Source organism: Xanthomonas sp. LMG 12461 (genome assembly GCF_009192935.1).
Taxonomy (GTDB): domain Bacteria; phylum Pseudomonadota; class Gammaproteobacteria; order Xanthomonadales; family Xanthomonadaceae; genus Xanthomonas_A; species Xanthomonas_A sontii.
In genome coordinates this window covers 26,696-47,878 of record NZ_NQYT01000007.1, presented here as the reverse complement: position 1 = coordinate 47,878, position 21,183 = coordinate 26,696, and the positions used below count along the sequence as shown (strand labels likewise).

Sequence of the window (21,183 nt, the reverse complement as noted above, 5' to 3'; positions counted from 1 at the left end):
CCCGCGCAGTCCTGCGCGGGCACGCTGCCGCCTGCGCGTGCGCCGGCACCTCCCCGTTTTCGGAACGCTGACCATGTCCTCCGCCCGTCACACCCGCCTGTCCGGCCTGGAGCCGCTGCTGCTGACCCCGGACCTGCTGTTCGTCAATGTCGGCGAGCGCACCAACGTCACCGGCAGCGCGCAGTTCCGCAAGCTGATCAAGGAAGAGCGCTACGAGGAAGCGGTGGAGGTGGCGCGCCAGCAGGTCGCCAATGGCGCGCAGATCCTCGACGTCAACATGGATGAGGGCCTGATCGACTCGGAGAAGGCGATGGTGCGCTTTCTCAACCTGATCATGTCCGAGCCGGACATCGCACGCATCCCGGTGATGGTCGACTCCTCCAAGTGGAGCGTGATCGAGGCCGGGCTGAAGTGCCTGCAGGGCAAGAGCGTGGTCAACTCGATCTCGCTCAAGGAAGGCGAGGCGCCGTTCGTCGAGCACGCGCGCAAGGTGCTGCGCTACGGCGCCGCGGCGGTGGTGATGGCCTTCGACGAGGTCGGCCAGGCCGACACCTGCGCGCGCAAGGTGGAGATCTGCACCCGCGCCTACCGCATCCTCACCGAGCAGGTCGGGTTCCCGCCGGAAGACATCATCTTCGATCCGAACATCTTCGCCGTGGCCACCGGCATCGAGGAGCACGACAACTACGCGGTCGACTTCATCGAAGCCACCCGCGAGATCAAGCGCAGCCTGCCGCACTGCCATGTCTCCGGTGGTGTGTCCAACGTGTCGTTCTCGTTCCGCGGCAACGAGACAGTGCGCCAGGCGATCCATTCGGTATTCCTGTACCACGCCATCGCCGCGGGCATGGACATGGGCATCGTCAACGCCGGCGGCATGCCGATCTACGACGAACTGGACCCGGAGCTGCGCGAGCGCGTGGAGGACGTGATCCTCAACCGCCGCCGCGACGCCACCGAACGCCTGCTGGAGATCGCCGAGCGCTTTAAGAAGGCCGGGACCCGGGACTCGGGACCCGGGACCCGGGAGAAGCTGGCGTGGCGCGAGAAGACGGTGCGCGAGCGCTTGAGCCATGCGCTGGTGCATGGCATCGACGAGTTCGTCGAGGTCGATACCGAAGAGGCGCGGCAGCAGGCCGCGCGGCCGCTGGACGTGATCGAAGGCCCGCTGATGGACGGCATGAACGTGGTCGGCGACCTGTTCGGCGCCGGCAAGATGTTCCTGCCGCAGGTGGTGAAATCGGCGCGGGTGATGAAGAAGGCGGTGGCCTACCTGCTGCCCTACATCGAGGCGGAGAAGCTGCGCAGCGGCGATACCGGCAAGTCCAACGGCAAGATCGTCATGGCCACGGTCAAGGGCGACGTGCACGACATCGGCAAGAACATCGTCGGCGTGGTCCTGGCCTGCAACAACTTCGACGTGATCGACCTGGGGGTGATGGTGCCGACCCAGACCATCCTCGACCGCGCCCGCGCCGAGAACGCCGACATCATCGGCCTGTCGGGGCTGATCACCCCGTCGCTGGAGGAGATGACCCACGTCGCCCGCGAGATGCAGCGGCAGGGCTTCTCGATGCCGCTGCTGATCGGCGGCGCCACCACCTCGCGCGCGCACACCGCGCTGAAGATCGACCCGCATTACGCGGCGCCGACGGTGTGGGTGAAGGACGCCTCGCGCGCGGTGGGCGTGGCGCAGTCGCTGATCTCGCGCGAACTGCGCGCGGCCTTCGTGGCCGCCAACGACGCCGACTACGCCGAGATCCGCCAGCGCCACAAGAACCGCGGCGACGCCAAGCGCCTGGTCTCGCTCGCGCACGCGCGCGGGCAGCGCTTCGACGGCGGCTGGGACGCCTACACCCCACCGGCGCCCAGGCAGCCCGGCCTGCACGTGTTCGACGACTACCCGCTGGACGACCTGGTCCCGCTGATCGACTGGACCCCGTTCTTCCAGGCCTGGGAACTGGCCGGCAAGTTCCCGGCGATCCTCACCGACGAGATCGTCGGCCAGCAGGCCAGCGAGCTGTACCAAGACGCGCGCGCGATGCTGCAGCGGATCGTGGAGGAGAAATGGCTGACCGCCAAGGCCGTGTTCGGGCTGTGGCCGGCGCAGTCGGTGGGCGACGATGTTGTGGTCCTGACGGACCGGGAATCGGGAGACGGGAATGGGGAATCGTCAGGCGCGACCGCGCCGCTCGACCATTCCCGATTCTCCATTCCCCATTCCCTGCACTTTTTGCGACAACAGGTCGACAAGCCCGCCGAGCGCCCGGACTTGTGCCTGGCCGACTTCATCGCCCCGCGCGACAGCGGCAAGCAGGACTGGATCGGTGCGTTCGCGGTGACCGCCGGCATCGGCATCGAACCGCACGTGGCGCGCTTCGAGGCGGCGCACGACGACTACAACGCGATCCTGCTCAAGGCCCTGGCGGACCGCCTGGCCGAGGCACTGGCCGAGCGCCTGCACCAGCGCGTGCGCACCGAGTTCTGGGGTTACGCCGACGACGAGGCGCTGGACAACGAGGCGCTGATCGCCGAGCGCTATCGCGGCATCCGTCCCGCGCCCGGCTATCCGGCCTGCCCCGACCACAGCGAGAAGCAGACCCTGTTCGCCCTGCTCGATGCCGGTCGCAATGCCGGCATGTCGCTGACCGAGAGCTTCGCGATGCTGCCGACCGCCGCGGTGTCCGGCTACTACTTCAGCCACCCGCAGAGCCAGTACTTCGTGGTCGGCCGGCTGGGCAAGGACCAGCTCGCCGACTACGCCCGGCGCAAGGGTGTCTCGCTGCAACAGGCCGAACGCTGGCTGGCCTCCAACCTGGACTACGATCCGGAGTGAGCCCACGCCGACCGCAGGCGCCCCCATAGCGCCTGTGCCGCCCCACGCGCCTTCGAGTGCATCGCCGATGCCCATGTCCACTCCGACCCCATTGAAGATCGTGGTCACCGGCAGTGCCGGCCGGGTCGGCCGCGCGATCCATATCCGGCTCGCGCGCGAGCACCACGTCAGCGGCCTCGACCGGACGCCCTGCTCCACCGCCGACTGGGTCGGCGACCTCGACGATGCCGCACTGCTGGCGCGCGCACTGCAGGGCGTGGACGCCGTGATCCACACGGCCGCGCTGCATGCGCCGCACGTCGCGCATGTGCCGGCGGCGCGCTTCCGCCAGGTCAACGTTGACGGCACGCGCCGCGTCCTGGACGCCGCGGCGGCGGCCGGCGTGCGCCGCATCGTGTTCACCAGCACCACCGCGCTGTATGGCGACGCAGCCACTCCCGACGGCAGCGCCGGCTGGGTCGACGAGACGCTGGCGCCGCAGCCGCAGACCATCTACCACCACACCAAGCTGGAGGCCGAGGCGCTGCTGCGCGAAGCGGCCGACCAGGGCGGTCCGAGCGTGCGCATCCTGCGCATGTCGCGCTGCTTCCCGGAACCGGTCAACGTGATGGCGGCATTCCGCCTGCATCGCGGCATCGACGCGCGCGACGTCGCCGAGGCCCATGCGGCGGCATTGCGGCATGCCGGGCCGGCAAGCGCGACGTTCGTGATTTCCGGCGCCACCCCGTTCCTGCGCGAAGATTGCGCCGAACTGCACACCGCAGCACCGGCGATCCTGCACCGCCGCGCGCCGACGCTGGTGGCGGCGTTCGCGCAACGCGGCTGGGCACTGCCGGAACGGATCGATCGCGTCTATTCGCCGCAACGGGCGCTGGACGCACTGGGCTGGCAACCGCGCCATGGTTTCGCGGAGGTGCTGCACCAATACGACACGCACGTGCCCGAGGTGCTGCCGCCCAACGACGGGCGCGCCGTCAGCGACTGAGCGCCTGGCGCTGATCGGCACACCGGGTTCGGATGGCGGAGCAAGGATGTGCGCCGTCGGCGCGAACCGGAAGCGCCCGGGGTTTTACCGGCCGGTTCGCGAATCCCGATAAGCACTTGATCGAAAAAGCGAAATGCCTGGGCACCATGAAACCGGGCAAGGCAGCCCCGCCCCCTCCACGTCGCCGCACGCCCGTTTCGCGAAATCGGCACTTTTTCCTTAGTCCCGGCCGGCAGTTATGCTGAGGGCTGTCGCGCCCTCACGGGCGCGTGGATTGAAACTGTCCAGCCCGCAGCGCAGCCGCAGGCCGAGCAGAGTCGCGCCCTCACGGGCGCGTGGATTGAAACACCTGTCAAGGGCTTACCTGATGAGCGCCGTAAAAAGTCGCGCCCTCACGGGCGCGTGGATTGAAACCGCCGAAACGCAAGGCACAGCAGCAGGATCACCGCGTCGCGCCCTCACGGGCGCGTGGATTGAAACATTCTCTTTGATTGAGGGGAATTACGTCAGCGGGACGTCGCGCCCTCACGGGCGCGTGGATTGAAACCTTGCCCTGGTACTTGGCGATGCCGTCGGGGTTGGTCGCGCCCTCACGGGCGCGTGGATTGAAACGCGTTAGGGGGCTTATATAGGGGAAGCCTCGTCGTCGCGCCCTCACGGGCGCGTGGATTGAAACGTGAACCGCGTGCCATTGGCATCTGCTGGCACCAAGTCGCGCCCTCACGGGCGCGTGGATTGAAACGGAAGGTCTGTGTAGCCCTTGTTCCTGGCCCAGTGTCGCGCCCTCACGGGCGCGTGGATTGAAACCTTTGTCTTGGCGATGCAGTACACGCCGATGATCTCGTCGCGCCCTCACGGGCGCGTGGATTGAAACCGTTGCTGGATCCGGATTGCTTGTTCACAGCCTCGTCGCGCCCTCACGGGCGCGTGGATTGAAACTCAAAGTCAGCAAACAACCTCGATGCAATTGCTGGTCGCGCCCTCACGGGCGCGTGGATTGAAACTCAAAGTCAGCAAACAACCTCGATGCAATTGCTGGTCGCGCCCTCACGGGCGCGTGGATTGAAACGGCTTCTCTGGCGCCGCGCTTGCTTCACCGACCACGTCGCGCCCTCACGGGCGCGTGGATTGAAACGGCTTCTCTGGCGCCGCGCTTGCTTCACCGACCACGTCGCGCCCTCACGGGCGCGTGGATTGAAACAACGGCCTGCCGTTGATGATCAAGCACATCGCCCGTCGCGCCCTCACGGGCGCGTGGATTGAAACGTCAAGTCGTCGTTGATCGCGACGTCAATCGAGATGTCGCGCCCTCACGGGCGCGTGGATTGAAACCAGTTCAGCGATCCCATTGCCTATGGCGTGGACGGTCGCGCCCTCACGGGCGCGTGGATTGAAACTTGCCGCTGTTGTCCGGCGCCGCGAACATTTCGACGTCGCGCCCTCACGGGCGCGTGGATTGAAACACAGACATCGCAGTGTCCCTGCAGGCCGGGCAGAAGTCGCGCCCTCACGGGCGCGTGGATTGAAACACCATCGCCAAGATGATGGACGCCGACCTGCTGGCGTCGCGCCCTCACGGGCGCGTGGATTGAAACCCCCTCGCTTTTTCCACCACCGCCACCTACCGCGGTCGCGCCCTCACGGGCGCGTGGATTGAAACTTGAGGACGGTAAAGGCATCGGCCACGGTCGGCGTCGTCGCGCCCTCACGGGCGCGTGGATTGAAACTGGACCGGCACGCTGCTGGAGGACCCGCTGGGCCGTCGCGCCCTCACGGGCGCGTGGATTGAAACATCTTCGGGGACTACCTGGCCGAGGGCCTGGCCCCGGTCGCGCCCTCACGGGCGCGTGGATTGAAACAGGTCCTCACCCAACCACTTCTCGCACTGGTCCTGTCGCGCCTTCACGGGCGCGTGGATTGAAACTAACCATGGGCGGCCTTCGGGCCGCCCCGCACAGGTCGCGCCCTCACGGGCGCGTGGATTGAAACAACCAGGAGGACGTGGCTCGCCATGGCGGCCCCGGTCGCGCCCTCACGGGCGCGTGGATTGAAACGTAAGTGGGTAGCACATGGCTAGCGCCATCGCGATCGTCGCGCCCTCACGGGCGCGTGGATTGAAACTGCGCACGATGGGCACGATCGCCACCGGTACCTAGTCGCGCCCTCACGGGCGCGTGGATTGAAACAGTGGAGCGGTGAAATGAACCGCCGGCACCTGCAGGTCGCGCCCTCACGGGCGCGTGGATTGAAACCCGCGCAAGGTGATTGACGACGAAGTCGCCGAATTGTCGCGCCCTCACGGGCGCGTGGATTGAAACAATGAGGGTTATATGACGGTTAGGCGGCACGGGGCGGTCGCGCCCTCACGGGCGCGTGGATTGAAACCGGGCCTACGGCTACGAGACCGCCGAGACCACGCACGTCGCGCCCTCACGGGCGCGTGGATTGAAACTTCAGGCCCGCATCCACCAGCTGCAGCGCAAGGTGGTCGCGCCCTCACGGGCGCGTGGATTGAAACGCCGCCGACGCGCTGCGCAAGATCAGCCAGACCGGGTCGCGCCCTCACGGGCGCGTGGATTGAAACCCGTTGTCCACGAAATAGCTGGCGCCGCCGCTGCGTCGCGCCCTCACGGGCGCGTGGATTGAAACACGATGTTTCGGTCCGGCATAAATCCCGCGATCTTGTCGCGCCCTCACGGGCGCGTGGATTGAAACCTGAAGTCGCGCGGCAAGCGGGTGATCTTCTACCCTGTCGCGCCCTCACGGGCGCGTGGATTGAAACTTCTACAACCTGTTCCTGATGCTCCAGCAGCTCGGCGGTTGCGCCCTCACGGGCGCGTGGATTGAAACTCGATCTTGTTCTTCATTGCGGCTTCCTCGCCTTGTCGCGCCCTCACGGGCGCGTGGATTGAAACTCGCCACGCCGCACCTGTGCGCCGGCCGCTACAGGTCGCGTCCTCACGGGCGCGTGGATTGAAACTCCTTGCCGGCTGGGACTCGCTCACGCATGCGTTTCCCGCCATCCAAGGCGCCTGGGTGAAACCGTTCCAGGCCCTTGGTTGCGCGGAGGCGCGATTCACGCCATCACCGCACCATGGACCTCAGCGCAGCAGCACCGAAATGCCGAGGCCGCCCTGCCAGTCCGGGGTCTGCGACGACAGGCCGCGCAGCACCGACAGATCCAGTTGCACGCGGTTGGCAAACAACCAGGTGACGCCGCTGCCGAGCGCGCGCATCTCGTCCTCGCCGCCGCCGATGCCGGCCTCGACGTAGGCGCTCAGCGTGTCGCCGGCGTAGAACGTGTAGCTCGGCGAGACGCTCCAGCCGGAGCCGTCCTCGCTGTCGCTGACATTGCCGTACAGCGCCAGGCTACGCCCATCCGGCAGGTCCCAGCCGGCACTCACGCCCAGGTCGTAGCGGTGGCCGGCATCGCCGTACGGCGCGCGCCCGACCGGCAGACTGGCGCTGCCGAGCAAGGCCCAGCTGACGCGGTCGCTGGCGCTGGGCAACGCCTGCTTCAAGCCGATGCTGGCGTCGCCGCCACTGTGCCCGCGCTGGTCCTGCCCGCCGCCACGCACGCGCTGCCACACCTGGCTGTCGATCGCCAGCTGCAACTCGGTGCGTGCGCTCAGGCCGAACCGCAGCCGGCTGTTGGCGACGTATTCGGTGCTGCGCACGTCGCCGACGCGGTCGTAGCTGCCATCGAAGAACGCCTGCTCCCAGGCCAACTGTCCACGCTGCAGGGTGGTCGAGGCGAAGCCGATACCGGGCCGGTCGAACGCCGGTGCGTCCTCGGCGCAGGCCACGCCGGCAGTGCCGGTAGTGGCCGCCAGCAGCAGCGCCCCGCGCAGCAGCGCATCGCCGCGGCGGCGCAACTGCGGCCGGCGGCCATGGTGGGTGGCGACGAACGACGGCACCGCCCGCGATCGCTGCGGCGCGAGAAAAGGCAGAACAGGCATGCGCGAACTCCTTGCGATGCGGGAGCGGAGGGCTGCGCCTCAAGGCGCCGGCGGCGAGTGTGCCTGGATCGCCGCAATGTGCGATGTGAAGCCCGGCAGCAGCACCCGGTTGCCGTAGCCGCTGAGGTGATCGGCATCGAAGAACAGCGGGCGCCCGTCGCGGCTGCCGCTGCAGCGCTGCGCGTCGCACAGCAGCGGCAACGGATCCCACACCGAGGCATGCGGCAGCTGCGCGGCGATGCGCTGCAGGCTCTGCAGCACCGGCGCACGGTAGCGCTCCATCGTCGCGCGTGCGATCGGGATGCCGCGCGCGCAGATCGGATTGCCGCGGTTGAACCAGTCCGAACAGCGATACGGCGGCGCACGCAGCACCGGCTTGGGCGCTTCGAAGACGATGCGCACGCCGCGCTGCGCCAAGGGCTGCAGCAGCGCGACCGCAGCCGCTTCGCCAGCGCTGCGCGCGGCCTGCGCCTCGGCACCCTCCTGCTCGGCCATCGCCGCGGTCTCGTCGAACAGGCGGTCCTGATCGGCCAGCCGCAGCACGCGCAGGGCGGGCAGAAACAGTACATCGCCGTCGCGCGCGTGCGCGGCGACGTCGGCCAGGGTGCTGCGCTCATAGGCCTGGCAGCCGGGATTGCTGGCCTGCCAGGCCTGCAGGCCGACGATCGGGCAACCGCCGACGCCATACAGCCGCACCGGCACCCCGCTCTGCAGCGCGAAGCGCCGCAGCAGTTCGTTGTAGGCCAGCGCATGCGAGTCGCCGGCCACGAACACCTGGCCGCCGTCATCGCGGTTGGGCAGCGTGCAGGCGCCACGCTCGAACAGCTTGGCGCTGCCCACCTGCACCGGCACCTGGCGGGTCTGCAGCGCGCACTGCGGAAACTCCCGGCGCAGGCCCTTGGCATAGGCGTACCAGTCCAGCGGATGCCGGCTGACCGTGCTCAACCCGTAATAGCGCTGGGCGTTCTGCAGCAACGCATGGGTGCCGCCGGCGAGCAGCACCAGGCCCAGCCCGGCGACGATGGTCCGCGCCGGCGTGCGTGCGCGGCCGATGCGGCCATGCCGCCACGGCAGCTCCACCCAGCGGTACGAGGCAAGGGCCAGCAAGGCGACCAGCAGCAGCGCCGCGGCTCTGGTCGGCGCCGATTCCAGACCGACGGTCCAGCGGAACAGCACGAACACCGGCCAGTGCCACAGATACAGCGAATACGAGACGCGGCCGATCGCCACCGGTGCGCGGTGCGCCAGCGCGCGCCGGGTCCAGCCGGCCGGGGCGCCATGCAGCAGCGCCAGCAAGGCGAGTGTGCCCAACACCGGCCACAGTCCATCCGGCCACGGCGAGTGGCCGGGACGCGCGCACCACAGGCCGACCACCACCGCCGCCAGCGCCATCGCCAGCAACGGCGAACGCCAGCTCCAGGCGCCCGGCGGCGGCGCCTGCGTCCCGGCCTCGAAGCGTCCGCGCAGCGCCAGCACCTGGTACAGCAACACGCCGCTGCCCAGTTGCCAGAAGCGTGCGGTGGTCAGGTAGAACGCGGCCGCCGCATCGCCGGCATCGCGGCTATGCCGCCAGGCGAACGCCAGCGAGGCGGCCGAGGCCAGCGCCACCAGCAGCGTCGACCACACCCGACCGCGGCCGCCACGGTTCCAGGCCAGGAACAGCAGCGGGAACAGCAGATAGAACTGCTCCTCCACGCCCAGCGACCAGGTATGCGTGTACGGATTGAATTCGGCCTTGGGCGAGAAGTAATCGTTGCCGGTCGCGGCCAGCACCCAGTTGCTGAGGCCGACGAAGGCCATGCGCCCGGTCCTGGCGCTGGTCTCGCTGAGCCAGGACTCGGGAATGAACAGGCCGCTGGCCAGGGCCGTGACCAGCAGGCACACCACCAGGGCCGGCGCGATGCGGCGCAGGCGCCGCGCATAGAACTGCGCGAACACGCCCAGCTGTCCGGCCGCCGGCAGGCGCTGCAACGACGCGCTGACCACGAAGCCGGAGATCACGAAGAACATGTCCACGCCGGTAAACCCGCCCGGCAGCCATGCCGGATCGAGGTGGTAGGCGATCACCGCCAGCACCGCGATCGCGCGCAGCCCGTCCACGTACGGCAGATAGCCGCCGCCGGCCTGCGCGTGCGGCGGCATGTGGCCGCGCCCGGCGGCCAGCGTGCCCGTCCCTGGCAGCGCCACGTTTACCAGACCAGATCGTCGGGGATCTGGTACTTGGGATCGGCGTAGGGGTCTTCTTCCGCCGTCGCGTTCGGATCGACCCGCAGCGCCACCGCCGCCGGGAAGATCGCTTCGGCCTGGTCCAGCAGCGCCGCGGTCACCAGCAGGTAGCGGCCGTTCTGCTGCAGCACGCCCAACTCGCCGGCGTTGAGCGCCTTGAGCTGGTCGGCGGTGACGTAGATGCGCTTGATCTTGCCGCCATAGGGGAAATGGCGGGCGATGTCGGCCTCGGCGTGGTTCAGCGCCTGGCCCTTGAGCAGTTCGTCGAGCTTGGCCCGCGCTTCACGGCGCAGGCGCGCTTCTTCCTGCTTCTGCCGCTCGGCCTCGATGCGCTCGTCCTTCTCGCGCTGGGCACGGATCGCATAGGCCTTGGCCAGGTCGATGTCCTCGCGGCTGCGCGGCGGTCGCCCCGGCTGGCCGCCCGCGCCCTGCGGCTTGCCCTGGCCAGGGCCGTTCCCGTGCGGACGGCCGCGCCCGCCGCCGGGCTTGCCGGCGTTGGGCGCGCCGCCGGGAGCGCGCTCACCGCGCGCCCCGGCCGGTGCCGGGCGCTGGCCCGGCCGTCCCTGCGGCCGCGGCGCGGCAGGCGGGGCTTTGCGTTCGGGTTTCGGCGCGGGCTTGAAGCCCAGGCCCAGCAATTGCTCGCGGAGGGTATCGCTCATCGGGACGGCATCGGTCGGTTCGGGGGATCAGTAATGCGGCGGCGGCGGTTCATCGGCCGGATCGGCGTAGAGCGTGCTGCGCACCTTGCCCAGATCTTCGAGCAGGTGACGCAGCAACTCGGCGTTGCGCTGGCTTTCGATACGCGCTTCGGCCAGGGCATCGCTCATTTCCGACAGCGCCTGCTCCTGGAAGGAGAGGCGCGTTTCCAGCTCGATCAGGCGGTTTTCCAGCAACCGATCCTGGGTGGAAAAATCATGCTGCATGGATCGAACGTCCGCGGCCGATGCCGTAATACGCCAGGCCGAAGCTCTCGATTTCCTGCGGATCGTAGAGATTGCGGCCGTCGAACACCACCGCATCGCCGATCAGCTCCTTCATGCGGGTGAAGTCGGGGCTGCGGAACTGCTTCCACTCGGTGACCACCGCCAGCGCATCGGCGCCTTCCAGCGCGTCGAAGGCATCGTCGCAGAAATGCAGATCGGCGCGTTCGCCGAAGATGCGCTTGGCCTCGTCGGTCGCCTCCGGATCGTAGGCACGCACCGTCGCGCCCGCCTCCCACAGTTGCGCCAGCAGGCGGCGGCTGGAGGCGGCACGCATGTCGTCGGTGTTGGGCTTGAAGGCCAGGCCCCACACCGCGAAGGTCTTGCCCTTCAGCGACTGCGCCGCGCCGTAGTGGCGCTGGATCAGTTCGTACAGGTGGCCCTTCTGCGCCTCGTTGACCGCTTCCACCGCATCCAGCAGCCGGGGCGCATGCCCGACCTGCTGCGCGGTGCGCGCCAGCGCCTGCACGTCCTTGGGGAAGCACGAGCCGCCGTAGCCGGCACCCGGGTAGATGAAGTGCCAGCCGATGCGCGGATCCGAGCCGATGCCCTGGCGCACCTTCTCCACGTCGGCACCGACGCGCTCGGCGATGTTGGCGATCTCGTTCATGAAACTGATCTTGGTCGCCAGCATCGCGTTGGCCGCGTACTTGGTCAGTTCGGCCGAGCGCACGTCCATTTCCACGATGCGGTCGTGGTTGCGGTTGAACGGCGCGTACAAGCGACGCAGGCGCGCGGCCGAGCCGGGCTTGCTGCTGCCGATGACGATACGGTCCGGGCGCATGCAATCGGCGACTGCATCGCCTTCCTTCAGGAACTCCGGATTGGAGACCACGTCGAACTCGATCGCCTCGCCGCGCGCTTCCAGCTCGGCGGCGATCGCCGCACGCACCTTGTCGGCGGTGCCGACCGGCACCGTCGACTTGTTGACCACGATGGTCGGCCCCTGGATGTGCTGGCCGATGGTGCGGGCCACCGCCAGGACGTACTGCAGATCTGCGCTACCGTCCTCGTCCGGCGGCGTGCCGACGGCGATGAACACGATATCCCCATGCGCGATGGCGCTGGCCGCATCGGTGGTGAAGAACAGCCTCCGTGCGGCGTGATTGGCCTTGACCATCGGCGAGAGGCCAGGCTCGTAAATCGGGACCACGCCCTTGTTGAGCCCATCCACCTTGGCTTGGTCGATGTCTACGCACACCACATGGTGGCCGACTTCGGCCAGACAGGTTCCGGTGACGAGCCCGACATAGCCGGTGCCGAATATCGCTACGCGCATGTAATCTCCTTTCGGTTATTGAAGGATGTTCAAAAGTTCCACGTCGAAGGTCAACATCGCATCCGGGCCGATCGGGCTGCCCGGCATTCCCTGCGGGCCGTAGCCCAGATTGGACGGAATCCAGAAGCGGTACTTGGACCCCACCGGCATCAGCGCCACGCCCTCGCTCCAGCCCGGCACGACCTGGTTCAGCGCGAACTCGGCCGGCTGGCCGTTCTTGTAGGAGCTGTCGAAGACGGTGCCGTCGAGCAGCTTGCCCTCGTAGTTCACCCGCACCTTGCTGCTGGACGTGGGCCGCGCGCCGCTGCCTTCGCGCAGCACCATGTACTGCAGGCCGGACGGGGTGGTGATCACGCCCTTCTGGTTCTTGTTCTGCGCCAGGAAGGCATTGCCTTCCTGCTTGTTCTTGGTCGCCACCGCGGCCTGCTTGGACGCACCGAAGGCCTGCAGCGTGGCCATCGCCTGCTCCTGGGTCATCGCGGTCTGGCCCTTGGCGAACACCGTGCGCACCGCGCCCATCAGCGTCGGCAGATCGATGTCGTTCTGGATCCGCGCCAGCGACGGACCGACCGCACGGTCGCCCAGCATCAGGCCCACGTTCTCCTTGGACACCGGCGGCGGCTGCGTGCCCGGCGCCATGCCCGGCACCGGCTGGCCGTTGCGCGCGGCCAGCTGCGTGCGCAGCGCGGTATCGGTGGCCTGGGTCTGCTCATCGGACAGCAGCGGCTTGCCCTGCTTGAAGGCGTTCTCGATCGCGCGCTGCATCGCGTCCACGTCGATGTCCTGGGCGATGGGCTCGAACGAACGCGCCACATCCATGCCGATCGCGTAGCTGACCTTCTGCTTCTCGGTGCTCAGCGTCGTCGCCGTGCCGCCGGCCGCCGGCGCCTGCGCGGACGCGTGACCGGCGACCATCGCCATCCCCACCACCAGCGACGCCACAGCGCCGCGCATTCCCATCTTCATTCGCTACTTTCCCTGGAAGTGAACTGTGAACTGGACGCGCCGAACTGGCGCAGACAGAGGCCGGCATTGTCGCATGCGCGGCCGAGATGTTGACCCGCTTTCAGTGCGACGCCGGCTGCGCTTTCAGTTCGCGTTCGATGGCACTGCGCAAGGCCGGATCGTCCGGCGTGACCTTGCTCGGGAATTGCGCGACCACGCGCCCATCGCGCGAGATCAGATACTTGTGGAAATTCCAGCCCGGCGCCACGCCTGTGGCCTGGGTCAGTTGCTTGTACAGCGGCGTCGCATCGTCGCCGATCACGTGCACCTTCTCGAACATCGGGAACTTCACTCCGTAGGTGAGCGTGCAGAATTCCTGGATCTGCTTCTCCGATCCGGGCTCCTGGCCCTTGAAGTCGTTGGACGGGAAGCCGAGCACGCTGAAGCCCTGCGCCGCGTACTGCTGCTGCAGCTTCTCCAGGCCGTCGTACTGCGGGGTGTAGCCGCACTTGCTGGCGGTGTTGACCACCAGCAGCACCTTGCCGCCGTAGGTCTTGTTCAGGTTCACCTTCTCCTTGCCGGCCAGCGGACGGTAGTCCCGGTCCAGCAGAGAGCCGGCCCAGGCACTGCCGACGGTGCCGGCAGCGGCCAGGATCGCGAGGAAAAACAGACGCTTGGGAAGTTTCATGGGGCACCGTCGAGAAGAAGTAAGGAAGTGGCACGCGACCAGGTCGGACGTTGGGTCAGCAGCGTGTTGACATGCCGTGTAACGGTGTTATAGTTAAATACAACACCACTCACCCAGAGCAGGTCCCACGATGAATCTCAAACGCCTCCAGCGCAGTCTTCCGGCCCTGGTCATCGTCGGCACCCTGCTCTGCGCGAGCTGGATCGGCGCCCAACGCCACCAGGGACGGCCGCTGGATTATGGCGCCAGCACGCCGCACGACGACAGCGCCGCCGGCGCCGCACCTTCTACCGTCCCGGCGGTGCGGCGTCTGCGGGCTTCGCTGTCCGTGCCTTATTTCTCCTTCGCGCGCACCCTGCGCCCACGGAGCTGACCATGAGCGATATCCAATGGAGCGACGGCGCTCCGATCTACCGCCAGCTGAAGGAGCGCGTCATCGCGATGATGCTCGACGGCATCCTCAAGCCCGGCGACGCCCTGCCCTCGGTGCGCCAGGTGGCCGCCGAATACCAGCTCAACCCGATCACCGTCTCGCGCGCCTACCAGGAACTGGCCGACGAGGCCCTGGTCGAGAAGCGTCGCGGGCTGGGCATGTTCATGACCGAGGAAGCGGCGCAGAAGCTGCGCGGCAGCGAGCGCGAGCGCTTCCTCAACGACGAGTGGCCTCTGGTGCTGGAACGCATCCAGCGCCTGGGCCTGACACTGCAAGACTTGTTGCCACCGGGGAAAACGCCATGACTGCCGCTGTCGCCGCATCCGAATCCGTCGTCTACGCGCAGGGGTTGCGCAAGACCTACAACAACAAGCCGGCGCTGGCCGATGCGTCCTTCGCCATCGCGCCGGGCCGCATCGTCGGCCTGATCGGCCCCAACGGCGCCGGCAAGACCACCGCGCTGAAGGCGGTGCTGGGCCTGACCGCCGTGGAAGGCGAACTGCGCGTGCTGGGCATGGACCCGCGCAAGCAGCGCGACGCGCTGATGAACGAGGTGTGCTTCATCGCCGACGTGGCGGTGCTGCCGCGCTGGATGCGGGTCAGCGAGGCGATCGACTTCGTCGCCGGCGTGCATCCGCGCTTCGATCGCGCCAAGTGCGAGCGCTTTCTGGCCAACACCAAGCTCTCGCCCAAGCTGCGGGTGCGCGAGATGTCCAAGGGCATGATCGTGCAGTTGCACCTGGCCCTGGTCATGGCGATCGACGCGCGCCTGCTGGTGCTGGACGAGCCGACCCTGGGCCTGGACATCCTGTACCGCAAGGAGTTCTACCAGCGCCTGCTGGAAGACTACTTCGACGAACAGAAGACCATCGTCATCACCACCCACCAGGTGGAGGAGATCGAGCACATCCTCACCGACGTGCTGTTCATCCGCGACGGCCGCATCGTGCTCAGCGCCGACATGGAGCACATGGCCACCCGTTACACCGAACTGCTGGTGCCGGCCGAGCGCATCGAGGCGGCGCGCGCGCTGCAGCCGATCGACGAACGCGGCCTGCCGTTCGGCAAGTCGGTGTTCCTGTACGACGGCGTGCCGCAGGCGCAGCTGACCGCACTCGGCGAAACCCGCACCCCCGGCCTGGCCGACCTGTTCGTCGCCATCATGAAGGGCACCTACGCATGAACGCTCCCGCCAAATCGATCTCTCCCGTGTCCACCTTCAAGTGGCTGCTCAAGCGCGAGTTCTGGGAACACCGCGGCGGTTTCCTGTGGGCCCCGGTCATCACCGGCGGCATCGTCGCCACCCTGTACACGGTGCTGTCGATCATCGGCAGCATCGCCGGCCGCAACCACGGCGGCGGCGTACGTCTGAACGATGTGCAATGGGAAGGCCAGGCCAACAACGCCCACCAGATCATCGGCGCGGTCGGCGACGGCACCATGCTCGCCGGGGTGATCCTGGCCTGCATCGTGGTCGGCTTCGTGGTGTTCTTCTACGCGCTGGGCGCGCTGTACGACGACCGCCGCGACCGCAGCGTGCTGTTCTGGAAGTCGCTGCCGCTGTCGGACACCGGCACCGTGCTGTCCAAGGCCGCCTGGGCGCTGCTGCTGGCGCCGCTGCTGGCGATCGGCATCGGCCTGCTGATCGGCCTTGCACTGTGGGTGGTCACCGCCCTGACCCTGTCGGTCAACGGTATCCCGCAGAGCACCGCGGTCTTCACCGAATCGCACCCGCTGCGCATCATCGGCATGGTCCTGGCCGCACTGCCGGTGCAGGTGATGTGGTCGCTGCCGGCGATCGGCTGGCTGATGCTGTGCTCGGCCTGGGCGCGCAGCAAGCCGTTCCTGTGGGCGGTGCTGATCCCGATCCTGGGCTGCGTGATGGCCAGCATGATGGGCATCCTGCCGATGCTCGATGTCAACCACAACCTGATCTGGTACACCGTGGTCTACCGCGGCCTGCTCAGCGTGCTGCCCGGCAGCTGGGGTCCGGTGCTGAACGAGCAGGTGGCCGAGACCCACATCAGCGGTCCGCAGGATCTGGTCAATGCGATCCATCTCGGCGACAGCTGGGTGCTGTTCCGCGACCCCGACATCTGGATCGGCGCCGCGGTCGGCGTGGCCTTCATCGTCGCCGCGATCTATGTGCGCCGCTGGCGCGACGAAGCCTGATCGCACCTCCGTCTTTCTTCCCTTTTCCGCAAGGAGTTTTCCGATGCGCAAGACCCTCGCCCTGTGTGCCCTGCTGTCGCTGCCGGCCGTCGCCATGGCCGACGACTGCAAGTATTCCGAACCGCGCGAACTGAAGCTGGATCTGACCGGGGTCAAGTCGGTGCTGCTGGACGTGCAGCAGAACGACCTCAAGCTCAGCGGCGCCAGCGGCGACTCCACCCTGCGCGGCCGTGCCTGCGCCTCCGACGCCGACATGCTCAAGGAGCTGACCCTGCGCCAGCGCCACGACGGCGACACCCTGGTGGTGACGCTGAAGCACGAGGGCAAGATCCACGGCATCAGCGTCGGCAACCGCTACGCCTACCTCAACGTGGCCGGCAGCATCCCGGCCAACCTGCCGGTGCAACTGCAACTGGGCTCCGGCGACGCCGAGATCAGCGGCGTGGCCTCGCTCGACGCCAAGGTCGGCTCCGGCGACCTGCACGCGCAGAACATTCGCGGCGCGGTCAGCGCCACGGTCGGCTCCGGCGACATCGAACTGCGCAATGTCGGCAGCGTGGCCCTGCCGACGCTGGGCTCGGGCGACGTCAAGGCCGACCAGGTCGGCGGCGACGTCAAGGTCGGCACCGTCGGCTCCGGCGACCTGACCGTGCACGGCGTGCGCGGCAGCGTGCAGGTCGACAGCGTCGGCTCCGGCGACGTGCAACTGCGCGACGTCACCGGCAATGTCGCGGTGCAGACGGTCGGCTCCGGCGACCTGGATGTCGGCACCGTCGGCGGCAACCTGAGCGTGCAGAAGGTCGGCAGCGGCGACGTCACCCACCGCGGCGTGCGTGGCAGCGTCAACCTGCCGAAGCCGCGCTGATCCTGCCGCCCGATTCTCCTTCCACATCCACACGAGGACGCGCCCATGCAGTACCGTTCCCTGTCCCTGGCCGGCGTCGCCCTGGCCGTGCTGTTCTCGCTCAGCGCCTGCCAGCGCTCGGCCTCGTCGAACGACCGCGTCGTGGTCGACCACGGTGGCGCGCAAAGCCTGACCTTCCTCAACGGCGACCTCACCCTGAAGGCCGATGGCCAGCCGCCGGCCACCATCACCCGCGACGGCAAGCTGCTGATCGACGGCAAGCCGGTCGCGCTGGACGCCGAGCAGCAGCGCCTGCTGCTGGCCTACCGCAGCCAGATCGAAGCGGTCGGCAAGCAGGGCGTGGAAGTCGGCAAGGCCGGTGCGGCGCTGGGCGTGAAAGCGGCCGGCGATGCGATCAGCGGCGTGCTCAGCGGCGACACCGACCATATCGGCGAGCGGGTCGAGGCGCAGGCCGACAAGATCAAGCAGGCCGCGCTGAAGATCTGCGACCAGGTCGCGGCGCTGCGCGCCGCGCAGGATGCGCTGATGCAGAAGGTGCCGGCGTTCCGCCCCTACTCCACCCTCGACGACAGCGACGTCAGCGACTGCAAGCACTCGGCCGCGTAATCGGCGGCAGCCACGCTGCCGCGACCATCGTCCACGAGCGCCCGCTGAGTCCGCGCTCCACCCGGCAGGCGTGCAAACGCCTGCCGGGCGGGTCGCGGTCTCAGCGGGCGTAGTGTTTCGCGCCGGCCACGCAGACCATCGCGACCAGGGTCACCGCCAGCATCGTCCAGCTCACGGTTTCGTGCAGCAGCAGCGCGGCCAGGCCCAAGCCGATGAAGGGCTGGAACAACTGCAGTTGCCCGACCGCCGCGATCCCGCCTTGCGCCAGGCCGCGGTACCAGAACACGAAGCCGATCAACATGCTGAACAGCGAGACATAGCCCAGGCCAAGCCATGCCGGCATGCGCACGGTGCCGAACGACGCGGGCTGCGTCAGCAAGGCCAGGGACACCATCAGCGGCAGCGACAGCACCAGCGCCCAACAGATGACCTGCCATCCGCCCAGCGTGCGCGACAGGCGCGCGCCTTCCGCATAGCCCAGCCCACACAGCACCACCGCGGCCAGCATCAGCAGATCGCCCTGCCACGAGGCGTCGATCCCGCCGATCGCCGCATAGCCGACGACGCTGCAGGCACCGGCCAGCGAGAACACCCAGAACGGTGGACGCGGGCGTTCGCCGGCGCGCAACACGGCGAAGACGGCGGTGCACAACGGCAGCAGGCCCACGAACACGATGGAATGCGCCGAGGTCACATGCTGCAGCGCCAGTGCGGTCAGCAGGGGAAATCCGGCCACGACCCCCAGTGCCGTCATCGCCAAGGCGGGGAGCTCGGCGCGGCGCGGACGCGGTTGCCGAAACCCGAGCAGGAGCGCCAGCCCCAGCGCGGCGGCAATGCTGGCGCGGGCGCAGGTCAGGAACACGGGGGAGAAATCGGCGACCGCGACGCGCGTTGCGGGCAACGACCCCGCAAAAATCATCACGCCGATACATCCATTGATCCAGCCACCGGTGGTTTTTTCCATGCGCGTCTCCTTCTGCATCGCCGTTGAGTAGACGCCTCGCGGGACCGATCCGGCCAGATACGATCCAATACGGTTTCGCAGTACTGTTATGGCTCAAGACCCAGTACAGCTGACGACAGTGGACAGACCCGTAGCACCCGGCACGCGCATCGATGCGGTGATGGCCGACATCCGCGCCCGCATCGCCAACCGCACCAGCCTGCCGGGAGCGCGCCTGCCCTCCGTGCGCGCGCAGGCGCGCGCGCTGCGGGTGTCGGTGTCGACGGTGGTGGAAGCCTACGAGCGGCTGGCGGCCGAGGGCGCGATCGCGGCGCGCCCAGGGTCGGGCTTCTATGTGGCCGGGTCGGTGGCCCCACTGGCGCTGGCGCAACTCGGCCCGAAGCTCGACCGGCAGATCGATCCGCTGTGGGTGTCGCGGCAGTCGCTGGAAGCGGATGCGCGCGTGCTCAAGCCCGGCTGCGGCTGGCTGCCACCCGAATGGCTGTACGGCGCGGGCATGCGCCGCGCACTGCGCACGCTGGCGCGCGCCGACACGCAGGAACTGACCGAGTACGCCACGCCCCTGGGCTACCCCGGCTTGCGCCAGTTCCTGTCGCGACGGCTGGCGGGCAATGGCGTGCAGGCGCCGCCCGAACAGATCCTGCTCGCCGAATCGGGCACGCATGCGATCGACCTGATCGGCCGTTTCCTGCTCTCGCCCGGCGACACGGTGCTGGTCGACGACCCGTGCTACTTCAATTTCCATGCCTTGCTCAAGGCGCATCGCGTGCAGGTCGTGGGCGTGCCCTATACGCCGAACGGACCGGACGTGGCGCACTTCGAAGCGGCGCTGCGGGCGCATGCGCCGCGGCTGTACATCACCAATTCGGGGATCCACAACCCCACCGGCGCGACCCTGTCCGCGGCGACGGCGCACCGGCTGCTGCTCCTGGCCGAGGGCTCGGACCTGGTGATCGTCGAGGACGACATCTTCGCCGACTTCGAGACCAGCCCCGCCCCGCGGCTGGCGGCCTTCGACGGCCTGGCGCGGGTCATCCAGATCGGCAGCTTTTCCAAGACGGTGTCGGCGTCGCTGCGTTGCGGCTACATCGCCGCACGTGGCGACTGGATCGAAAGCCTCGCCGACCTGAAGATCGCCACTAGCTTCGGCGGCGGCCGGCTGGCGGCCGAGGCCGTGCGGATCGCCCTGACCGACAGCGGCTACCGCCGGCATCTGGAGACCTTGCGGCGGCGCCTGGCAGAGCAGATGGCCAGGACGGCAGAGCGGCTCCAGGGTCTCGGCGTCCGACCCTGGCTGATTCCACGGGCCGGCCTGTTCCTTTGGTGCAGGCTGCCCGCGGGCATGGAGGCCGCAGCGATCGCGCACGCCTGCCTGCAGGAAGGCGTGGTGCTGGCGCCGGGCAATGCCTTCAGCCAGTCGTTGAGCGCAGGCGATTTCCTGCGTTTCAACGTCGCGCAATCCACCGACGAACGGATGTTCAGCGTGCTCGCGCGTGCCATGCAGTCCGCTTCGACCTCACGCCGCTGATGCGCGGCCAGCGCGCCTCGCCACGACCGCAGCCGCCGCACGTTCTAGAATGCCCGCACTCCCCCACTGCATCGCCTCCATGAAGAAGACGCTGTTCGCCTGGTTCTCGCTGCTGTCGTTGTGCCTGCTGCTCGCCGCCTGCGGCGGACGCGGCGGCGAGACCACCTCCTCGCGCGCCGAGCGCAGCAAGCCGCGGGTGGCGGTGGACAGCATGAACGTGATGCTGCGCCGCGCCCCGGCCGCCAATGCCACCATCGGGCCCGACGGCAGCCTGCGCATCGACGATATCGAACTGCCGCTGCCCGCCGCGCAGCGCACCGAACTGCAGCAGTTGTTCATGCACCTGCAGATGCAGCGCCAGCGCACCCTGGAGACCGCGGCGCCGGACCCGAACATGCGCTCGGTGGGCTTCGCGCCGACCCCGGAGATCACCGAAGCGCAGACGGCCGTGCTGCGCGACATTCCCTCGTTGCAGCCGTATCGCGACAGTTTCGGCAACCTGCAGGCCGAACGCCGCTGAGACGTGCCGGCGCGCGGGCGCCGGCATGAGAGCCCTCAGTAAGAGTTGGTCCCTTCCTTTAGGAGCGGCTTCAGCCGCGATGGGCTTTACCGGGAAGGCCCGTCGCGGCTGAAGCTGCTCCTACGCAGCTTGCGATGAGGTGTCTGGGCGCGATGTGGGAGGGACTTCAGTCCCGACTGCTGCCACATTCAACCGCC

General features: G+C 68.3%; 18 protein-coding genes and 1 CRISPR repeat array. Of the genes, 10 read left to right on the top strand and 8 right to left on the bottom strand.

The genetic code is table 11. The features are described 5' to 3' along the window. Nucleotides 1-73: 73 nt before the first annotated feature. Together metH and CEK68_RS02090 are read left to right on the top strand one after the other, a co-directional pair. Nucleotides 74-2,836 carry a methionine synthase gene (gene metH, locus CEK68_RS02095; RefSeq protein ID WP_152238385.1) on the top strand — a complete coding sequence of 921 codons (2,763 nt, stop codon included), beginning with the start codon at nt 74-76 and terminating at the stop codon, nt 2,834-2,836. 73 nt (nt 2,837-2,909) lie between these two features. Beyond that, nucleotides 2,910-3,821 (top strand): NAD(P)-dependent oxidoreductase, encoded by a 912-nt coding sequence (locus tag CEK68_RS02090; protein ID WP_226977733.1) that lies wholly within the window; start codon nt 2,910-2,912, stop codon nt 3,819-3,821. A 250-nt stretch (nt 3,822-4,071) separates the two neighbouring features. Further along, a CRISPR array of direct repeats spans nt 4,072-6,801; the repeat unit is 31 nt; unit sequence GTCGCGCCCTCACGGGCGCGTGGATTGAAAC. A 121-nt stretch (nt 6,802-6,922) separates the two neighbouring features. On the opposite strand, the gene CEK68_RS02085 is transcribed toward CEK68_RS02090, so the two are convergent. The 7 genes from CEK68_RS02085 to CEK68_RS02055 all read right to left on the bottom strand — a co-directional run bounded on the left by CEK68_RS02085 (nt 6,923) and on the right by CEK68_RS02055 (nt 13,898). Beyond that, a complete protein-coding gene (locus CEK68_RS02085; RefSeq protein WP_226977732.1) occupies nt 6,923-7,780 on the bottom strand; it encodes a transporter in 858 nt (285 codons plus the stop codon). Nucleotides 7,781-7,819: 39 nt separating this feature from the next. Then, on the bottom strand, nt 7,820-9,967 hold the full coding sequence (locus CEK68_RS02080) for an acyltransferase family protein (RefSeq protein WP_152238384.1): 2,148 nt from the start codon (nt 9,965-9,967) through the stop codon (nt 7,820-7,822). Between the two features lie 2 nt (nt 9,968-9,969). Beyond that, nucleotides 9,970-10,665, bottom strand: a complete 696-nt coding sequence (locus tag CEK68_RS02075; RefSeq protein ID WP_043092168.1) for a DUF2058 family protein — start codon at nt 10,663-10,665, stop codon at nt 9,970-9,972. Between the two features lie 27 nt (nt 10,666-10,692). Then, a complete protein-coding gene (locus CEK68_RS02070; protein WP_017908102.1) occupies nt 10,693-10,929 on the bottom strand; it encodes a SlyX family protein in 237 nt (78 codons plus the stop codon). Next, nucleotides 10,919-12,265: a UDP-glucose/GDP-mannose dehydrogenase family protein gene (locus CEK68_RS02065; RefSeq protein ID WP_017908103.1), complete on the bottom strand. Its 1,347-nt coding sequence runs from the start codon at nt 12,263-12,265 to the stop codon at nt 10,919-10,921. Before CEK68_RS02065 ends, CEK68_RS02070 begins: the two co-directional genes overlap by 11 nt. Before the next feature lie 15 nt (nt 12,266-12,280). Continuing rightward, nucleotides 12,281-13,231, bottom strand: coding sequence for an FKBP-type peptidyl-prolyl cis-trans isomerase (locus CEK68_RS02060; protein WP_148827766.1), 951 nt, complete (start codon nt 13,229-13,231; stop codon nt 12,281-12,283). A gap of 100 nt (nt 13,232-13,331) precedes the next feature. Beyond that, nucleotides 13,332-13,898 carry a glutathione peroxidase gene (locus CEK68_RS02055; protein WP_152238383.1) on the bottom strand — a complete coding sequence of 189 codons (567 nt, stop codon included), beginning with the start codon at nt 13,896-13,898 and terminating at the stop codon, nt 13,332-13,334. Nucleotides 13,899-14,028: 130 nt separating this feature from the next. On the opposite strand from CEK68_RS02055, the gene CEK68_RS02050 reads away from it, so the two are divergent. The 6 genes from CEK68_RS02050 to CEK68_RS02025 are packed head-to-tail and all read left to right on the top strand — an operon-like array spanning nt 14,029 to nt 17,974. Beyond that, on the top strand, nt 14,029-14,271 hold the full coding sequence (locus CEK68_RS02050) for a hypothetical protein (RefSeq protein ID WP_010344229.1): 243 nt from the start codon (nt 14,029-14,031) through the stop codon (nt 14,269-14,271). Nucleotides 14,272-14,273: 2 nt separating this feature from the next. After that, nucleotides 14,274-14,636 (top strand): GntR family transcriptional regulator, encoded by a 363-nt coding sequence (locus CEK68_RS02045; protein ID WP_152238382.1) that lies wholly within the window; start codon nt 14,274-14,276, stop codon nt 14,634-14,636. Then, complete coding sequence (locus CEK68_RS02040) at nt 14,633-15,514, top strand: ABC transporter ATP-binding protein (protein ID WP_148827764.1); 882 nt, start codon at nt 14,633-14,635, stop codon at nt 15,512-15,514. The genes CEK68_RS02045 and CEK68_RS02040 overlap by 4 nt, the downstream gene beginning before the upstream one ends. Next, complete coding sequence (locus CEK68_RS02035) at nt 15,511-16,503, top strand: hypothetical protein (protein ID WP_043092173.1); 993 nt, start codon at nt 15,511-15,513, stop codon at nt 16,501-16,503. The genes CEK68_RS02040 and CEK68_RS02035 overlap by 4 nt, the downstream gene beginning before the upstream one ends. A gap of 43 nt (nt 16,504-16,546) precedes the next feature. After that, nucleotides 16,547-17,368 carry a DUF2807 domain-containing protein gene (locus CEK68_RS02030; RefSeq protein WP_017908109.1) on the top strand — a complete coding sequence of 274 codons (822 nt, stop codon included), beginning with the start codon at nt 16,547-16,549 and terminating at the stop codon, nt 17,366-17,368. A gap of 45 nt (nt 17,369-17,413) precedes the next feature. Beyond that, nucleotides 17,414-17,974, top strand: a complete 561-nt coding sequence (locus tag CEK68_RS02025) for a DUF2884 family protein (RefSeq protein ID WP_152238381.1) — start codon at nt 17,414-17,416, stop codon at nt 17,972-17,974. 100 nt (nt 17,975-18,074) lie between these two features. Here the strand turns inward: CEK68_RS02025 and CEK68_RS02020 are convergent, their stop codons facing one another. Further along, nucleotides 18,075-18,938 (bottom strand): DMT family transporter, encoded by an 864-nt coding sequence (locus CEK68_RS02020; RefSeq protein WP_026143342.1) that lies wholly within the window; start codon nt 18,936-18,938, stop codon nt 18,075-18,077. Nucleotides 18,939-19,098: 160 nt separating this feature from the next. Between CEK68_RS02020 and CEK68_RS02015 the strand changes: the two genes are divergently transcribed. Both CEK68_RS02015 and CEK68_RS02010 read left to right on the top strand, forming a co-directional pair. Continuing rightward, entirely contained in the window at nt 19,099-20,466 is a 1,368-nt protein-coding gene (locus tag CEK68_RS02015) for a PLP-dependent aminotransferase family protein (protein ID WP_152238387.1), read from the top strand. Nucleotides 20,467-20,545: 79 nt separating this feature from the next. Beyond that, nucleotides 20,546-20,986 carry a hypothetical protein gene (locus CEK68_RS02010; RefSeq protein WP_017908113.1) on the top strand — a complete coding sequence of 147 codons (441 nt, stop codon included), beginning with the start codon at nt 20,546-20,548 and terminating at the stop codon, nt 20,984-20,986. Nucleotides 20,987-21,183: the final 197 nt, after the last annotated feature.

What these genes read in the sequence shown, in the direction of transcription:
- metH (WP_152238385.1), top strand. Translation starts at nt 74, where the DNA reads ATGTCCTCCGCCCGTCACACCCGCCTGTCCGGCCTGGAGCCGCTGCTG.
- CEK68_RS02090 (WP_226977733.1), top strand. Translation starts at nt 2,910, where the DNA reads ATGTCCACTCCGACCCCATTGAAGATCGTGGTCACCGGCAGTGCCGGC.
- CEK68_RS02085 (WP_226977732.1), bottom strand. Translation starts at nt 7,780, where the DNA reads ATGCCTGTTCTGCCTTTTCTCGCGCCGCAGCGATCGCGGGCGGTGCCG.
- CEK68_RS02075 (WP_043092168.1), bottom strand. Translation starts at nt 10,665, where the DNA reads ATGAGCGATACCCTCCGCGAGCAATTGCTGGGCCTGGGCTTCAAGCCC.
- CEK68_RS02070 (WP_017908102.1), bottom strand. Translation starts at nt 10,929, where the DNA reads ATGCAGCATGATTTTTCCACCCAGGATCGGTTGCTGGAAAACCGCCTG.
- CEK68_RS02065 (WP_017908103.1), bottom strand. Translation starts at nt 12,265, where the DNA reads ATGCGCGTAGCGATATTCGGCACCGGCTATGTCGGGCTCGTCACCGGA.
- CEK68_RS02060 (WP_148827766.1), bottom strand. Translation starts at nt 13,231, where the DNA reads ATGAAGATGGGAATGCGCGGCGCTGTGGCGTCGCTGGTGGTGGGGATG.
- CEK68_RS02055 (WP_152238383.1), bottom strand. Translation starts at nt 13,898, where the DNA reads ATGAAACTTCCCAAGCGTCTGTTTTTCCTCGCGATCCTGGCCGCTGCC.
- CEK68_RS02050 (WP_010344229.1), top strand. Translation starts at nt 14,029, where the DNA reads ATGAATCTCAAACGCCTCCAGCGCAGTCTTCCGGCCCTGGTCATCGTC.
- CEK68_RS02045 (WP_152238382.1), top strand. Translation starts at nt 14,274, where the DNA reads ATGAGCGATATCCAATGGAGCGACGGCGCTCCGATCTACCGCCAGCTG.
- CEK68_RS02040 (WP_148827764.1), top strand. Translation starts at nt 14,633, where the DNA reads ATGACTGCCGCTGTCGCCGCATCCGAATCCGTCGTCTACGCGCAGGGG.
- CEK68_RS02035 (WP_043092173.1), top strand. Translation starts at nt 15,511, where the DNA reads ATGAACGCTCCCGCCAAATCGATCTCTCCCGTGTCCACCTTCAAGTGG.
- CEK68_RS02030 (WP_017908109.1), top strand. Translation starts at nt 16,547, where the DNA reads ATGCGCAAGACCCTCGCCCTGTGTGCCCTGCTGTCGCTGCCGGCCGTC.
- CEK68_RS02025 (WP_152238381.1), top strand. Translation starts at nt 17,414, where the DNA reads ATGCAGTACCGTTCCCTGTCCCTGGCCGGCGTCGCCCTGGCCGTGCTG.
- CEK68_RS02020 (WP_026143342.1), bottom strand. Translation starts at nt 18,938, where the DNA reads ATGGAAAAAACCACCGGTGGCTGGATCAATGGATGTATCGGCGTGATG.
- CEK68_RS02015 (WP_152238387.1), top strand. Translation starts at nt 19,099, where the DNA reads ATGGCCGACATCCGCGCCCGCATCGCCAACCGCACCAGCCTGCCGGGA.
- CEK68_RS02010 (WP_017908113.1), top strand. Translation starts at nt 20,546, where the DNA reads ATGAAGAAGACGCTGTTCGCCTGGTTCTCGCTGCTGTCGTTGTGCCTG.